Annotated in this window: 14 protein-coding genes; 7 read left to right on the top strand and 7 right to left on the bottom strand. The window is 71.1% G+C overall.

What is annotated here, in order from left to right:
- Positions 1-89 precede the first annotated feature (89 nt).
- Together BJ971_RS18810 and BJ971_RS18805 are read left to right on the top strand one after the other, a co-directional pair.
- Positions 90-3,047, top strand: coding sequence for a glycosyl hydrolase (locus BJ971_RS18810; protein WP_184994553.1), 2,958 nt, complete (start codon positions 90-92; stop codon positions 3,045-3,047).
- A 50-nt stretch (positions 3,048-3,097) separates the two neighbouring features.
- Positions 3,098-3,667: a uridine kinase family protein gene (locus tag BJ971_RS18805; RefSeq protein ID WP_184994552.1), complete on the top strand. Its 570-nt coding sequence runs from the start codon at positions 3,098-3,100 to the stop codon at positions 3,665-3,667.
- Here the strand turns inward: BJ971_RS18805 and BJ971_RS18800 are convergent.
- On the bottom strand, positions 3,651-4,058 hold the full coding sequence (locus BJ971_RS18800) for a helix-turn-helix domain-containing protein (RefSeq protein WP_184994551.1): 408 nt from the start codon (positions 4,056-4,058) through the stop codon (positions 3,651-3,653). The two genes, BJ971_RS18805 and BJ971_RS18800, sit on opposite strands and share 17 nt — an antisense overlap.
- Positions 4,059-4,155: 97 nt before the next feature.
- On the opposite strand from BJ971_RS18800, the gene BJ971_RS18795 reads away from it, so the two are divergent.
- Positions 4,156-5,154 carry an NAD(P)H-dependent flavin oxidoreductase gene (locus BJ971_RS18795; RefSeq protein WP_184994550.1) on the top strand — a complete coding sequence of 333 codons (999 nt, stop codon included), beginning with the start codon at positions 4,156-4,158 and terminating at the stop codon, positions 5,152-5,154.
- A 3-nt stretch (positions 5,155-5,157) separates the two neighbouring features.
- On the opposite strand, the gene BJ971_RS18790 is transcribed toward BJ971_RS18795, so the two are convergent.
- Complete coding sequence (locus BJ971_RS18790; RefSeq protein ID WP_184994549.1) at positions 5,158-6,072, bottom strand: hypothetical protein; 915 nt, start codon at positions 6,070-6,072, stop codon at positions 5,158-5,160.
- Between the two features lie 169 nt (positions 6,073-6,241).
- Here BJ971_RS18790 and BJ971_RS18785 point away from each other — a divergent pair, with 169 nt between their 5' ends.
- A complete protein-coding gene (locus BJ971_RS18785) occupies positions 6,242-6,889 on the top strand; it encodes a hypothetical protein (protein ID WP_184994548.1) in 648 nt (215 codons plus the stop codon).
- A 31-nt stretch (positions 6,890-6,920) separates the two neighbouring features.
- A complete protein-coding gene (locus BJ971_RS18780) occupies positions 6,921-8,180 on the top strand; it encodes a serine/threonine-protein kinase (RefSeq protein ID WP_184994547.1) in 1,260 nt (419 codons plus the stop codon).
- Here the strand turns inward: BJ971_RS18780 and BJ971_RS18775 are convergent.
- Both BJ971_RS18775 and BJ971_RS18770 read right to left on the bottom strand, forming a co-directional pair.
- Positions 8,161-8,661, bottom strand: a complete 501-nt coding sequence (locus BJ971_RS18775; protein WP_184994546.1) for a hypothetical protein — start codon at positions 8,659-8,661, stop codon at positions 8,161-8,163. The two genes, BJ971_RS18780 and BJ971_RS18775, sit on opposite strands and share 20 nt — an antisense overlap.
- Complete coding sequence (locus tag BJ971_RS18770; protein WP_184994545.1) at positions 8,646-9,206, bottom strand: RNA polymerase sigma factor; 561 nt, start codon at positions 9,204-9,206, stop codon at positions 8,646-8,648. Before BJ971_RS18770 ends, BJ971_RS18775 begins: the two co-directional genes overlap by 16 nt.
- 138 nt (positions 9,207-9,344) lie before the next feature.
- Between BJ971_RS18770 and BJ971_RS18765 the strand changes: the two genes are divergently transcribed.
- Both BJ971_RS18765 and BJ971_RS18760 read left to right on the top strand, forming a co-directional pair.
- Positions 9,345-9,521: a hypothetical protein gene (locus BJ971_RS18765; protein ID WP_203709154.1), complete on the top strand. Its 177-nt coding sequence runs from the start codon at positions 9,345-9,347 to the stop codon at positions 9,519-9,521.
- Positions 9,522-9,622: 101 nt separating this feature from the next.
- Positions 9,623-10,387, top strand: coding sequence for an SDR family oxidoreductase (locus BJ971_RS18760; protein WP_184994544.1), 765 nt, complete (start codon positions 9,623-9,625; stop codon positions 10,385-10,387).
- Here BJ971_RS18760 and BJ971_RS18755 read toward each other — a convergent pair.
- The 3 genes from BJ971_RS18755 to BJ971_RS18745 all read right to left on the bottom strand — a co-directional run bounded on the left by BJ971_RS18755 (position 10,362) and on the right by BJ971_RS18745 (position 14,819).
- A complete protein-coding gene (locus BJ971_RS18755) occupies positions 10,362-12,380 on the bottom strand; it encodes an ABC transporter permease (RefSeq protein WP_203709153.1) in 2,019 nt (672 codons plus the stop codon). The genes BJ971_RS18760 and BJ971_RS18755 overlap by 26 nt on opposite strands.
- On the bottom strand, positions 12,377-13,765 hold the full coding sequence (locus tag BJ971_RS18750) for an extracellular solute-binding protein (RefSeq protein WP_239087234.1): 1,389 nt from the start codon (positions 13,763-13,765) through the stop codon (positions 12,377-12,379). The genes BJ971_RS18755 and BJ971_RS18750 overlap by 4 nt, the downstream gene beginning before the upstream one ends.
- Before the next feature lie 283 nt (positions 13,766-14,048).
- Positions 14,049-14,819: an IclR family transcriptional regulator gene (locus BJ971_RS18745; RefSeq protein ID WP_184994542.1), complete on the bottom strand. Its 771-nt coding sequence runs from the start codon at positions 14,817-14,819 to the stop codon at positions 14,049-14,051.
- Positions 14,820-14,883: the final 64 nt, after the last annotated feature.

The raw sequence follows: 14,883 nt of genomic DNA, 5'->3' as shown, positions 1-14,883 counted from the left end.
ACGAAACGTGATGCCGAAATTTACAGTTTCAGCATCGTGAGAGCGCTCTCACGGAGGTGATCACAGCGGGCTGAGTCAATGGAGGCGTCATGGGACCCGTCGTCGGACGTGCAAGATCTGGCAGAAAACCCGGCCGGGCCCTCGCGCTCGCGGTGACCGCGGCCGTCACGGCCGGGCTCGGGGCGGTGGCGCTCGGCGGCACCGCCGACGCGGCCACCGTCGGCGCGGGCAGCTACACCGAGACCCTGCCGGCCGGCGCGGGCCTGCCGGTCGGCTGCGGAGACCTGGCCACCAACCCCCGCCAGTTCATGACCGCCAACGCCCCGGCCGGCCCGGTGCCGACGAACGACTGGTGGTCGTCGCTGGTCTACAAGAAGTTCGACTGCGCGTACAGCGAGAACCTGCACGCGCACCCGACCAGCTACGACACCACCTCGGGCGGGCTGGGCTTCTCCTACAACACCACGCCGCAGATCAGCGGCTCTGCCACCGGCGTCGGCGAGTACCACTACATCTACTCCGAGGACTTCACCGCCGGGGTGACCGGGCTGAACGCGCCGCGGACCCTCGTCGACTCCTGGACCGACTGGACCGTGACGCCGTACTGGAGCGACGGCACCCGGACCATGAAGGCGACCATCGGCCACGGCCTGCCGTTCGCGTACTTCCAGGTCACCGGCGGCAACGCCCAGATCACCGCGAAGAGCACCCCGACCGTCTGGTCCAACAGCGGAGCGCGGATCGGCTACTCGGTCGCCGGCAAGGACTACGTCGCGTACGCGCCGAGCGGCGCCACCTGGTCGGTCAGCGGCACCGTCATCACCTCCACCCTGGCGGGCAAGGGCTACTTCTCCATCGCGGTGCTGCCGACCACGCCGGCCACCAGCGTCGCGGACAAGACCGCCCTGGCCACCAGCTACGGCACGTACGCGCACAACCACGTCACCGGCACGCGGGTGTCGTACGCGTACAACCAGGCCACCAGCCGGGTCGCCACCACGTACACGTACACCACCACCGCGCGCGAGGGTTCCGGCACCGGGACCGTCATCGGGCTGTACCCGCACCAGTGGCGGGCGCTGACCGGCGCGACGCCCATCGCGCAGACCTACGTCACCGCCCGCGGCGCCATGAAGAACCTCGTCGGCGCCACGTCCTACACCACCTCCGCGGTCTACCAGGGCGTGCTGCCCGAGGTGCCCGCGGTCGCCGACAGCGCCGGCGCCGACCTGACGACCCTCAACGCCTACCTCGACCAGGTCAAGGACAACCCGGTAAACGTCACGAAGAACGACACCTACTGGACCGGCAAGGCGCTCGGCATCGGCGCCCGGATCGCGGAGATCGCCGACCAGCTCGGCCGCACCGACGTCCGCGACACCGCGCTCGCGGCCATCCGCGCCCGGCTGACCGACTGGTTCACCGCCACGCAGGGCAAGACGGAGAAGCTGTTCTACTACGACCGGAACTGGGGCACGCTCATCGGCTACCCCGCCTCGTACGGTTCCGACGCCGAGCTCAACGACCACCACTTCCACTACGGCTACTTCATCGCCGCCGCCGCGACGCTCGCCAAGTTCGACCCGTCCTGGGCGGCGAACTCCAGCTACGGCGGCATGGTGGACCTGCTGATCCGCGACGCCAACAACTACGACCGCGGCGACAACCGGTTCCCGTACCTGCGGGACTTCGACATCTACGCCGGGCACGACTGGGCGGCCGGGCACGGCGCGTTCTTCGCCGGCAACAACCAGGAGTCCTCGTCGGAGGGGATGAACTTCGCCAACGGCCTGATCCAGTGGGGGCAGGCGACCGGCAACACCGCGATCCGCGACGCCGGCATCTTCATCTGGACGACCCAGTCGGCCGCCATCAACGAGTACTGGTTCGACACCACGAACGAGAACTTCCCGTCGGCGTTCGGCCACGGCACCGTCGGCATGGTCTGGGGTGACGGCGGCGCGTACGCCACCTGGTTCGCCTCGGCGCCCGAGCAGATACACGGGATCAACATGCTGCCGGTCACCGGCGGGCACTTCTACATGGGCAACGACCCCGCGTACGTCAGGCGCAACTACGCCGAGATGGTCACCAACGCCGGGCACGAACCGGCGCTGTGGCAGGACATCGCCTGGCAGTACCTGGCGCTCGGCGACGGCGACGCGGCGCTCGCCAAGTTCCGGGCCAACAGCGGCTACACCCCCGAGGAGGGCGAGACCAGGGCGCACACGTTCCACTGGATCCGCAACCTCGCCGCCCTCGGCACGACCGATCTCACCGTCACCGCCAACCATCCGCTGTACCGGGTGTTCAGCAAGAACGGCGCCAAGACGTACGTCGCGTCCAACATCACCAACGCGGCGCTGACGGTGACGTTCTCCGACGGCAAGGTGCTGACGCTGCCGGCCGGGCGGACGGTCGCCAGCGGCGCGGTGAACTGGTCCGGCGGCAACGCGACCGGCGGCGGGATCAACCCGACGCCGACACCCACGACCACCACCCCGACACCGACACCGACCACACCCACGCCGACAACCCCCACCCCGACGCCGACCACCTCCGGCCCGCCGACCGGCGGCGGCGCGGTCCGGTACCTCCAGGCGGACGGCGCGCTGGCGGGCGCCGCGGGTACGGCCGGCACCGCGACCGTCGCCAAGGCGTCCGGCGCCAACGACAACCAGCCGCACTCGCCGGTCACGTTCACCGCGACCGGGCTCAACCTCGCGTACCGCTCCGGCGCCGCGACCGCGTTCGGCTTCTCGGTGGACGCGGGCACCTCGGTCGGCAACGCCACCCAGGTCCGCGTCTCGTACGACCTGACCGGCAACGGCAGCTTCGACCGGGTCGAGACGTACCGCTACTTCGCCACCGACCCGGTCACCGGGTGGGAGCGGTACACCGACGCCGTCGGACAGGTCACCACGACGGGTACGTTCGGCGACCTGGCGAACGGCACCGTCAAGGTGGAGATCTGGAGCGCCATCGGCTCCGCGGCGAGCACCGTGTCGCTGGGCGCGCTCTCCACGGTGACCCTGCCGTACCAGTGAGGTGAGGACGCCGGGGGCGCCACGTGGCGCCCCCGGCGTACACATGAAGGATGTTCGCCGAGCAGATAGCCGCGGGCGTCCGCGAGCGGGACCCGGTCAACGGCATCCGGATCGTCGGGGTCGACGGCCCGAGCGGGACCGGCAAGAGCCATCTCGCGTCCCGGCTGTCGGGGCTGCTGGGCGCGCCCGTCATCGAGATCGACGACTTCGTGTCGTGGGACTGCTTCGACGGCTGGTGGCCGCGCTTCGACGAGCAGGTCCTGTCCCCGCTCCTGGCCGGCCGGGACGCGGTCTACCAGGCCAGGGACTGGACCGACTGGTACGGATCCAGCCTCGGTGGCTGGAAGACCCAGCGGTGGGCGCCGACGGTCATCCTCGAGGGCGTCACCTGCACCCGCCGGGACACGATCGGCCGGCTGGCCTACGCGGTCTGGGTGGAGGCGCCCGCGGAGCTGAGGCTGGCCCGCGGCCTGGCCCGGGACAGCGGCTTCCCCGGCACGGAGGCGCTGTGGGCGCGGTGGATGCGCGAGGAGGACGCGTTCTTCCGCGCCGACCGGGCGCGCGAGCGCGCCGACCGCGTCGTGGACACCTCCGCCTTCGGCGTCACCGCGGATTCCTGAGGCCGGCGCCGGCGCGTACCTGGGCCGGCGTCCGGCCGAACTCCCGGCGGAACGCCCGGTGGTAGCCGGCCACATCGGCGAAGCCGGCGTCCGCGGCGACGTCGATGACCCGCAGGTGCCGGCGCGCGGGATCCCGCAGGTCGCGCAGCGTCTGCTCCAGCCGCAGCCGGCGCACGGTCGCGCTGTAGGACCGCTCCTGGCCCGCGAACAGCCGGTGCAGCCCGCGCACCGAGATACCGAGCCGGCGGGCGGTGGCCGCCGGACAGAGATCGTCGTCGGCCAGGTGCTCCTCGATGTCGGCCACGGCGAGCGCACGGGTACGGCGGGAGCGGTCCAGCGCGAGGGCGAGCGGGCCGCAGGCGTGCCTCGCCGTCCGCACCGGGTCGGTCATCGCCGCCTCCTGTCCGCCGCCCGACGGTTGCCCGCAATGCAACCCGGCTGGCACGCGCGGCAACACTTGTGCGACCGGGATCCGACATCCTCGGGTCATGGCACTGAGGACCAGATTCACCGACGCGTACGGGCTGAGCACGCCGATCGCGCAGGCCGGCATGGCGTTCGTCGGCATGACCCCCGACCTGGCCGTCGCGGTGAGCAACGCCGGAGCGCTGGGCTCGCTGGGTGTCGGCCTGCTGCCGGCGCCCGCGCTGACCCAGGTCATCGCGGGCATCCGGGCCGGCACCCCCGGACCGTTCAACGTCAACTTCATCACCGTCTTCACCGAGCAGGCGCAGATCGACGCGGCGTGCGAGGCCGGCGTCGCGGTCGTCTCGTTCCACTGGGGACATCCGCCGCGGGCCTGGACCGATCAGCTGCACGCGGCGGGGATCCGGGTGTTCGAGCAGGTCGGTTCGGTCGACGACGCGAAACGGGCGGTCGACGACGGCGTGGACGTCGTCGTGGCGCAGGGCCTTGAGGCCGGCGGGCACAACTTCGCGACGCTGCCGACGTTCGCCCTCGTTCCGCTGGTCGTCGACGCGGTGGCGCCGGCGCTGGTGCTGGCCGCGGGCGGGATCGCCGACGGGCGCGGCCTGGCCGCCGCGCTGATGCTGGGCGCCGACGGCGCCTGGATCGGCACCCGGCTGGTGGCCACCGACGAGTCCGGCGCGCACGACGGATACAAGTCCCGGCTGGTCGAGGCGGACGCCACGGATACCGTCCGGACGGCGTTGTTCGGGCCGGAGACCCCGCTGTTCAACCCGATGCGCGTGCTGCGCAACCGGGTCGTCGAGCAGTGGCAGGACCGCCCGGTGGACGCCGCGGAGCGGCCGGTCATCGGGCACACCAACCTGGGCGGGCAGGACGTGGAGATGCGCCGGTTCTCCAACCTGGTGCCGATGCGCGGCCTCACCACCGGCGATCTGGAGGAGATGGCGCTGCTCAGCGGCCAGGGCGTCGGCCTGATCGACTCGGTGAAGGGCGCGGGGTCGGTGATCGCCGACATCACCGCGCAGGCGAGCGAGCTGCTCGGCCGCCGGCCTCGATGACTCTCAGAGCCGCAGCTTCGCCTGGGCCTCGGCCAGTTCGGTCGACAGTTCGGCGTCCTCGGACATGAGCCTGTCCAGGACCGCGCTGTTGGCCTTCATGCACGCGGTGGCGGTCGCCGCGTTGGAGAAGTCGCTGATATCGACCTGGCCGCTGTCGTATCTCTCGCTCCAGAAGTAGGCGTCGCTGTCGGACGGAGTCTCCGGAACCGTCACGACGGCCGTACCGGCGGGCACCTTGGTCTGCTGCCCATCGGCCACCAGCTCGAACCGGAGCCGGTAGAGGTGAAGGGACATGGGGGAATCCCGCTCGGAGGTGCCGACCCGCACCGCGAAGCGGTCCGCCTCGTCCGGGCCCTGCTGCTGGCTGACCGGAACCTGAAACGCGGTGCCGCCGGCGGGCCGCGGCGGCAGGACGAGGTCGTAGGTCGCGGACACCGGGACCGTGTTGCCCTGTGCGTCGCACTGCTTGATCACCGCCGAGTCCTCGACGGTCGCGACGATCCGGGTGGTCACCGATCGCCGGGTACCGCGGTTGTGCACGGTGATCTCCACCGAGGGCGGTGTCCTGGGCGCCTCCACGTCGTCGGGTTCACCGGCCTTCTGCGGATCCCGGACGACCAGGTCGATGGCGCTGAGTGCCGGCCCGTCCGACGGGATCAGCGACGGTGTCGCGGAGGCCGGGGAGATCGTCGCCCCGGCGGCGGGAGGAGGATCGTCGCCGCCGACCATGTCGCGCCAGTCGGGCACCGCGGCCAGCACCCCGACGAGGATCGCGGCGAACGCGGACAGCGCGACCGCGCCGGGCAGCCCCGGGCGCCGTTCCAGCCGCTGGAGAAAGCCGACGTGGGGCGCCTGCTCGGCCTCCTCGCTCTCGGGCGTCGGCTCGGCGTCGTTTCCGCCCGTCTGCTCCTCCGGCATCGACACTCCTGGCTGGATCCGCGGTCCAAGAAAGCACCCAGCGTAGTGGTCATCGCCGATCCGGGCGACGGTGATTCTGTTCGAGAAAGTCTTGGGCGACCGTGAACGAAAGCCGGGCGCGGTGGGACGGACAAGAGGTAAGCCCCACGAAGAAGGAGTGAACGCCGTCATGCGCATCTCACCGTATCGCCACCGGCTCGGCACCGCCGTGCTGCTCGGACTCACGCTACTGCTGACCGGTACCACCGCCGCCGCCCCGGCGACCGCCGCCCCGGCCAGGGCCGCCGCCTGCAAGGGTGCGGTGGTCCACACCGTCGACGCCGCGCAGTCCGGCACGCTGCCGCCGCTGTGCATCGCGGTCGGCGGGATCGTGCGCGTCGTCAACATCGGGCCCGGGTCGCTGGTCGCGAAGCCCGCCACCGGCGTCGACTGTTTCTACGCGGCGGGCACCTACCAGTGCCGGCTGATCCGCACCGGCACCGTGCGCCTCACCCTCGGCGCTCGTGAGCTGGCCGTCCGGGTGCCCGCATCCGTACCCGGGCAGCCGTCGACGGCCTGCACGCCCGCGGGTGGCGTGGTGAACCTCGACACCACCGAGGAGATGCCCTGGTGGTCGCCGTGTCTGCGGATCGGCGCGACGCTGCGGGTGGTCAACCTCGGGCCCGGACTGCTGGCGTACTCCCCCGCGGACGCCGTCACCTGTCACTACGAGGGCGGTGTCCACGCCTGTCAGTTCCGCCGGCCGGCCAGTGTCGTCTTCACGGCCACCCGGGACGCGGACAGCACCCGTTCGGTGACGGTCGTAGCGGTCCGCTAGCGGCCTACCGATCGGCGTCTATGGTCGAGCCATGACCGGACCGGGGCAGATCGGCGCGTACCGCATAGAACGGTTGCTCGGCGCCGGGTCGTTCGCCACCGTGTGGCTCGGCCACGACCCGGCGCTGGACGCCCACGTGGCGATCAAGGTGCTGGCCGACAACTGGTCACATGATCTACGCGTACGGGAACGCTTCCAGCAGGAGGCCCGGCTGCTGTGGCGGCTGGCCGACGAACGGGTGGTGCGGGTGCACGCCGTCGGCGAACTGCCGGACGGCCGCCCGTACTCGGTGATGGAGTTCGCCGAGGGCGGCAGCCTGCGCGACCGGCTCGAACAGGGTGAGCTGCCGCCCGCCGAGGCCCTGCGGGTGCTGCGGGAGATCGCCGCGGGCGTCGCCGTGCTGCACCGGCACCGCATCGTGCATCGCGACCTGACCCCGGGCAACATCCTGTTCCGGCGGGAGCGGGTGCTGATCGCCGACCTCGGGCTGGCGAAGGCGCTCGCGGCCGCGTCGGGCCTGACCGCGCGGGCCGGCACACCCGGCTACATGGCACCGGAGCAGGACGACCCGCTGTCCGCGGTGGACACCAGCGCCGACGTGTACGGGCTGGGCAGGCTCGGCCTCCGGCTGCTGGGCACCGGCGTACCCAAGGGTGTCGCCGCGCTGCTGCGCCGGTCGACGGCGCGCAACCCACGGGACCGCCCGCCGGACGCGGCCGCCTTCGCGGCGGAGCTCGACCGCGCCGTCTCCGGTGGCGGGTTCACCCCGCTCCGGCGCGCGACGATCATCGCCGCGGCCGCCGTGGTCCTGGCTCTTGTTCCCTCCGAGGCCGCGCTCCCCGAGGGTCCGCGCACGGCGAGTGACGGCACCGGGCGGCTGACGGTGGTGCTGCCCGCCGGGTGGCGCGCCGCGGGGTCCGGCTGGGCCGGGCGTCCCGGCGGGGACGGCCGCCTGGCACCCGCCCTGGTGATCTCCCCGGATCCGTCGCGGTGGCAGACCGATCCGGGTGTGCCCGGCGCGTTCATCGGGCTGCCGCACAGCGCCGGGCCGCGCCCGACGGCGGCCGGGTTCGTCGCGGAGCACCCGCACGCGAGCTGCACGGCGGCACCGGTACGGCACGGCGAGTGGGTCGTGGCCCGCTTCACCTGCGCCGGCCCCAAGCCGGTGATCATCGAGGCGGCCCGGGCTCGCCCCGACGCCCTGATGTACGTGCAGATCGCCCCCGAGGCACGAACGACCGATCAGGAGATCGACGCGCTGCTCGGGCTGATCAGCGGACCACGACCGTGATGTCGTAGGCGTCGCCGCCCTGCGGGATCGTCACGACGACGGTGCCCCTGCGCACGAAGCGCACCTCGACGACGCCGGCCTCGTAGTGCTGCGCGACCAGGTCCGGTGAGTCGATGGTGACCTCGCCCGGCCCGATGTTCTCGATGCGCAGCACCGCGCCGGTACCCACGCACATCGCGGGGATCAGCGACAGCTCGTCGGCGGCGGCGTCGATGGTGTGCACCACCGCACCCTCACACGACGGCGTCGGCTTCGTGGACGTGCGGCTCGTACGCGGGGTGGCGGCCGGCGACCGGCGCGACGGCGCCCGCGTGGCCGGCGTGCTCGTGGCCGGCGTGGTCGGTGGGACGCTGATGGACACGGCCGGTGCCGGGACGGAGGGTGCCGCCTCGGTCGGTAGCGGTGAGACCGGCGACTCGGCCGCGCATCCCGCCAGGGCCAGCGACGCGGCGAGGACACCCGCCGTCAGCCGGCGGTGCATTCCGGTTCCGGCAGCAGGCGTACGCGCAGCTGCGTACGGCCCTGGTGAATGCGGGACTTCACGGTGCCCTCCGGCACCGCCGTCAGGGCGGCGATGTCGGCGTAGCTGAGGTCGAGCAGGTCCCGCAGGACCACCGCCTCGGCGAGGTCGGGCCGGAGCCGCTCCAGCGCGTCGAGCAGGTCGAGGCGGGTGCCGGCCACCACGCTGGTTCTGCGGGGGTCGGGGCGGTCGGGCAGCGGCACGCCGCCCGACTCGGCCAGGAAGCGGCCGCGCAGCCGCTGGTAGGTCGACCTGGCGCGGTTGGCGGTCAGGCCGTACAGCCAGGTGCGGAACGACGAGCGGCCCTCGAAGCCGCCGATCGACCGGGTGAGCGCGAGCAGCGCGTCCTGGCAGGCGTCCTCGGCGTCCTCACGGTTCGGCAGGAACCGGGCACAGATCCGCAGCACGTCCGGGCGAAGCACGGTCAGGAGGGCGTGCAGCGCGGCGGGATCGCCGGCGGCGGCCGCGCGCGCCAACTCCTCGACCTCGACCGCTCGGCTGTCCACGCGCCCAGCCTAGACACGCCACACCAACACCGCCCGGTCACGCGGGCCGACGTTCCGGCTCTCACTGGTCGCGGCCGCCGCCGTGGAGGGGGACGACGTGCTCCGCTGTTGTTCATCATGGGCGGCAAGGACCATCTGATGCCGCCCTCGGTGATCCGATCGAACGCGAACAAGTACCGAAACTCCACGGCGACGACGGAGACCTACGAGTTCCCCGACCGCTCACACTTCACCGGTGTCGAGCCCGGCTGGGAGCAGGTCGCCGACTACGCGCTCGAGTGGGCGATGACCCATGCGCGCCCAGGACCAGCCTGACCTCCAGGTCTGTTTGCCTGCCGTCATCGCGCCGCATCGGGCAGAATTACGCAATCGGAACCTGTGACCGGGTGTGCCCGGATACCCGGGGAAGGATTGCCATGAAGATCGTCGTAATCGGTGGTACCGGCCTGATCGGTGCGAAGCTCGTGGCGAGGCTTCGGGATCAGGGCCACGAGGCGGTCGCGGCATCACCGAACACCGGGGTCGACACGCTCACCGGTGACGGACTCGCCGGCGCGCTGGCCGGCGCGTCCGTGGTGATCGACGTCTCCAACTCGCCGTCCTTCGAGGACAGCGCGGTGATGAGCTTCTTCGAGACCTCCACGCGTAATCTGCTCGCCGCCGAGGCGGTCGCCGGCGTCGCACACCACGTCGCGCTGTCGGTGGTGGGGACCGACCGTCTACCCGAGAGCGGCTACTTCCGGGCGAAGATCGCTCAGGAGCAGCTGATCGGGAAAGCCTCTATCCCGTACTCGATCGTGCACGCGACACAGTTCTTCGAGTTCGTGGGCAGCATCGCCGACGCCGCCACCGTCGACGGCACGGTCCGGGTGGCCCCGGTGATGTTCCAGCCGATCGCGGGCGACGACGTCGCCCGGGCGGTGGCCCGGGTCGCCGTCGGGCCGCCGCTCAACGGCCACGTCGAGGTCGCCGGGCCCGAGCGGGTCCGGATGGACGAATTCTTCCGGGAGGCCCTGGCCGCCCGGAACGATCCGCGTACGGTCGTGGCGGATCCTCATGCCCGCTACTTCGGAGCTGAGCTCGGCGAGGGCACGCTGGTGCCCGACGGTGACACGGTCCTCGCCGAGACCCGCTACCGCGACTGGCGCCGCCCGGTCAGCCCTTCACCGCGCCTGCCGTGAGCCCCTCGGTCAGGAAGCGCTGGCCGAAGGCGTACATGACCACCACGGGGATGCTGACGAGCAGCGACGCCGCGGCGAGCTGTCCCTGCGGCACGACGTCCCCGGCGATCATCGACTGCATTCCCACCGGGAGCGTCTTGTACTCGTCCTTGGTGATGAACACGAAGGCGAAGAGGAACTCGTTCCAGGCATTCGTCAGCGTGAACAGCGCGACCGCCAGCAGCCCGGGCTTGGCGAGCGGCAACACCACTTGGCGGAACGCCTGGACGCGGGTGCAGCCGTCGACGAGTGCGGCCTCCTCCAGCTCGGCGGGGATGGACGCGAAGTACCCCGCCAGCAGCCAGGTGGCGAACGGAAGCGTGAAGGTCGGGTACGTCAGCACCAGCGACCACATCGAGTCGGCGAGCCGCACCCCGATGAGCAGCTGGTAGAGCGGGATGAACAGCAGCGCACCCGGCATCACGTAGGTGAGCAGCACCGTGACGGTGAAGCCCTGCGCACCGCGGAACCGCAGCCGGGCCAGCGCGTAGCCGCCCAGGGCCGCGCAGATCAGTGCCACCGCGGTCGACGCCGCGGACACCAGCAGGGTGTTGAGGTACCAGCGGCCGAACGGCTGGTTGGTGAACAGGGCGCCGAACTGCTCCAAGGTCCACGGCGTCGGCCACAGGTCATGTTCGCGCGTGACGACCTGGCCCTCGGACTTGAAGGCCGTGACGGCGATCCAGTACAGCGGGCCCAGCACGAAGGCCAGCAACCCGGCCAGGGCGACACCGGACCCCCAGCCCGACACCAGGGACGACGCGCGACGACCTCCGTGTGCCTGTAGCCCCGAGACCACCCGGCCGACGGCCGCCGCGATCAGCAGGATCACGCCGAGTACCACCGCCGCCTTCCAGAAGATCTGCGGTGACGCCCAGGCCAGCAGGCCGGTGACGACCGCGGCGCCCGCCCAGGGCAGCGCCTTTCGGGCCGGCCCGATCCACGGCGCCGCCCGGGTACGCCGGGGTGGCCGGGTGCCGGCGTCCTGGCGCAACATACGGACCAGCACGAACACCAGGGCGGCGATGATCGGCAGCATGACGAGCGTGACCGCCACGCCCGCGCCGTACTGGAGCTGAAGGATCGCCTTCGAATAGGCGACGAGCACGTACGGCGCGGTCACGTCGCCCGGGCCGCCCTGTGTCAGCAGCCAGATGAGGTCGAAGTTGTTGAACGTCCAGATCGACGAGAGGGTGACGGTCACGGTGATCACGTGGCGCAGTCCGGGCAGCGTCACGTGGACGAACCGCTGCCACGCCGAGGCGCCGTCGATGGTCGCCGCCTCGTACTGGTCCGCCGGGATGGCCTTGAGCCCGGCGAGGAAACAGACGGTGAAGAACGGCACCCCCTTCCACACGTTGACGAGGATGACGGACGGCATGGCCAGCGACGGGTCGGACAGCCAGCCGGCGGGCCAGCCGTCGACCAGATGCGCGCCGGCCAGCAGCGGCCCGATCCCCGACGCGGTGAGCAGGGTGTTGACGCTGCCGAAGATCGGGTCGAGCAGCGAGCGCCAGCTGAACGCCGTCACCACCGTCGGCACCACCCACGGCATCAGGAGAAGGCCGGTCACCAGTGCCCGCCCGTGCCGCAGGCGATGCAGCAGCAGGGCCGCGGCGAGCCCGAGGACCACCTTGAACACCTCGGCGTACGCGGTGAAGACGAACGAGTTCACCACGCCCGTGCGGAACTGCTCGTCGCCGGCGAGGGCCAGGTAGTTGTCCAGGCCCACGAACACGGTGTCCTGCCCGTGCCGTTCGGTGGTGCTCGTGACGATCGACCTGACGATCGGCACCAGCACGAGCGCACCGACCAGCACGGCCGTCGGCCCCAGGAACAGTGCCGCCAGCCGCCAGTCACGACCCAGCCACCGCTGGGCCTTCGTGAGGGAGCCGGGCCCCGGTGGCGGGGATGCCCGCGTCACCGGGGCCGGCGCCGAACGGACCGAACTCACTGCGGCAGCCCCTGCTGGGTGAAGATCCGCACCATCTTCTCGTGGGCCGCCCGTACGGCCTGAGCGGCCGCCGTTCCCTGTACGACCTGCTGCATCATGTCGGTGAGTACGTAGGCCGCGACGACGGCCTGCTGGCCGGCGCTGGCCTTCTGCGGGAAGGTCAGGCCGTTCTTGGTGGACAGCGGCAGCGATTGCTGGGACAGGTTACGCACCATGGGAAACGCCGGGTCGCCGCCGGTGAAGTACGGATCGGCGTCCCAGACCTTCTCCCAGGCGGGCATGACCAGGCCGGGTGCCTCCTTCGCCACCCCGACCAGCGCGGGCGCGCTGACCAGGTACTGCGCCAGGAGCTTGGCGAGCGCCGGGTTCTTGGCGCCCTTGAAGACGACGAAACCCTGTGACTGGCCGAGCAGCAGGGACTTGTCGGTCGCCGGTCCGATGCAGTCGGAGAAGACGTGCGTGTTGGCGTACACGGGATTCTTCTTGGTCTTGGAGTCCGCGTAGACGCTGAAGCTGTTGCGCGTGTAGCCGAGGACTCCGGCGAGCCAGTTCTCGTTGTTGCTGGTGTCGGTCCAGCTGGCCACGCCCGGCGGCAGCATCGCCTTGTACCGGGGGTTGGTGTAGATGTCGCCCAGGAAGGTCACGGCCTGCACCGTCTCGGGTGAGTCGAACGCGACCTTCTTGCCGTCGTTTGTGGCGATCGCCCCGCCGTAGGAGTTGATCAGCGCCTCGATCAGGCCGTTGCCGTCGCCGGACCGGTTCACCGTCATGCCCCAGCCGAACCGGCGCTTGCCCGGATCGGAGATCGCCAGGCACAGGTCCCGCAGCTCCTCCCAGGTGTAGACGTCCTTGGGCGAGACGCCCTTCTCCTGCATCCAGTCCTTGCGCAGGAACGACCCGATCCCGATGAAGTGGTACGGGATCGCGAACCACTTGCCGTCGAAGACGCAGAAGTTCTTGGCCTCGGCGCAGGGCTCGCCGTACTTGGCCGTCAGCGCCGTGACGACGTCCGTCACGTCCTCGAGATCGCCCAGCGCGTGGAACTGCGCCACGAACCGCGAGTCGGTCATGAACGCCAGGTCCCGCGGTACACCGCCCTTGACCTCGGCGTCGATCTTGGCCACCACGTCACCGGCGTCGGCCTGGACCAGGCTGTTCTCGATCTTCGTCCCGGTGGCGGTGGCGAACTTCCTGATCGATCCGTCGAGCTGTTCGTTGGCCGCCGTCGAATACAGCTTCTGCGACAGCACCCCCATCGAGGAGCCCTTCATCGACGCCGCGGCGTCGACCAGTTCCTTCGGCACCTCCGCCTGCACCGTGGGTGCCGAGTCGGAGGTGCCCCCGCACGCGGCCAGGCCGGCCGCGCCGAGCACCCCCGCCCCCATCCCCAAGAGTTCGCGCCGAGACCACAACGGGCGTTCCTGCATGGCCGTTCGCCTCCTTCATCTCCCTCACCGCCGAGGCCGGGCCGTCACCGCCGCCGATCCGCTGGGTGATTGTTCGAATGAGAGATTTCGCGTGTTCCGCCTACCGGGCAGCGCCGCGAGCGTGATGCGTGTGGCAGCGCCGTTGTTCGACATTTCGAACAGAGTTCGATATACCGTATGGTGTGGACGCGACGGTAGAGGAACACCGTGAGAGGTGTCAATGTCTCGATGTGGCGTCCGGCTATCGCGACTGAGTCGCGTACCCCATGCGGGTCGACAGCGTTGCCGCGCCCTCGCGCACCAGGTCCCGCCACTCCACCTGCGCCCGCGCGGTCCAGCGGATGATCGGCGCGGAGACGCTCATGGCGGCGACGGTCGCGCCGGAGTGGTCCCGGATCGCCGCGGCCACACAGCGCATGGCGCCGTCGGACTCGCCGATGTCCTCCGCGACGCCCTCGGCACGGACGTGATCGAGATGCGCGCGCAGAGCGTCCGGGTCGGTGATGCTGTCCGGCGTCATGCCCGGCAGGGCGCCCTTGGCCAGGACGGTGTCCAGGCTCGGCCGATCGAGGCTCGACAGCAGAATCTTGCCGACCGCCGTGCAGTGTGCCGGCAGCCGCAGCCCGACCCCGGAGACCATCCGTACGGGATGCGTGCTGTCGACCTTGACGAGGTAGACGACGTCGGCGCCGTCGAGCACGGCCACGTGGACCGCCTCGTCGCACGCCGCGGCCACGTCCCGCGCGACGCTCTGCGCCTCGCGGACCAGGTCAAGCCGGCCGGCGAACGCCGCGCCGAGCTGGAACAGGGGCATGCCGAGCCGATACCGCACCGGCTGGCCCGGGACGGAGATCAGGTACGAGCGAGCCACGAGCGTGACCAGCAGCTCGTGGACGGTGGTGCGGGGCAGGTCCAGCCGCTCCGCCACCTCGCGGGCCGACAATTGGGGGCGGTCCAGGAACAGTTCGAGAATGTCGAGCGCGCGGATGACCGCCGGTACCACACGGGGCATGTCGATGAGTCCCTTCGAGATGCCGGACCCGTGTCGGCGATCCACACACGGAACAACACCTGAA

The organism is Amorphoplanes digitatis (genome assembly GCF_014205335.1).
Lineage (GTDB): Bacteria > Actinomycetota > Actinomycetes > Mycobacteriales > Micromonosporaceae > Actinoplanes > Actinoplanes digitatus.
Note: the sequence above shows the minus strand (reverse complement) of the source record. Positions and strands in the feature narration are given on the sequence as shown.